Raw genomic sequence first — 290 nt, 5'->3', positions numbered from 1 at the left:
CGTCCTTGCCCGAGTCGGCCGCCGTGGTGCCCGAGGTCTCGTCAACCCTCCAGTAGAAGGTGGGGTCTAGGTCGTACACCGCTCCCCCGTAGGAGTCGGAGGGCTTGACGGGAATCGTCGACGTGCGACCGGCGGCCACCCAGTGATCGTTCACCGTCGATGCGGAGAGCGCGGAACCGTACACGGCGGCGTTCGCGATATCTCCGGCGAGGTAGTACGACGATCCGGTCGAGGGCCACCCGCCCAGGTTGTCTCCCCCGATTCGCCAGTAGCCGGAGTAGCTCTGGGCG

1 protein-coding gene is annotated in these 290 nt (G+C 67.2%); it reads right to left on the bottom strand.

Translation table 11 applies throughout. The features are described 5' to 3' along the window. Nucleotides 1-290 (bottom strand): hypothetical protein (locus BN358_RS27075; protein ID WP_198018500.1); only part of this gene is annotated, 290 nt, incomplete at both ends.

It is taken from the genome of Sedimentibacter sp. B4 (assembly GCF_000309315.1).
Taxonomy (GTDB): domain Bacteria; phylum Bacillota; class Clostridia; order Tissierellales; family Sedimentibacteraceae; genus Sedimentibacter; species Sedimentibacter saalensis.
This window is presented reverse-complemented; position numbering and strand designations above follow the sequence as displayed.